Here is a 259-nt window from a genome sequence, read left to right on the forward strand (position 1 = left end):
GCAAGCGATAAAACAAGTTGTTGTGCCCCTGCAAGCTGAGTTTTCAAGCTCCAGTGAAGCTAATGATAATAGCCCACCAGTGGCTGCATTTAATGCACACACTACTACCAGTAGTGAACCGTTTGATTACCCTAAGTCGTCATTACAGCCTAGTCGGTCATCTTCAGCGCATAGCACAACTTATAGTGGTGCAACTCAAGGTACAGGTAATCAACAACGTGCTGAAAGTCGAAATTACCATGACGTAAATGCGTTTTAT

1 protein-coding gene is annotated in these 259 nt (G+C 43.6%); it reads left to right on the top strand.

Going from position 1 to position 259, the window contains the following annotated elements:
* Positions 1-259, top strand: a 259-nt coding sequence (locus SB724_RS20755) for a hypothetical protein (RefSeq protein ID WP_410572824.1), incomplete at both ends; no start/stop codon positions are given.

It is taken from the genome of Bacillus sp. SIMBA_031, from assembly GCF_046535225.1.
GTDB classification, from domain to species: Bacteria; Bacillota; Bacilli; order Bacillales; family Bacillaceae; genus Bacillus; species Bacillus velezensis.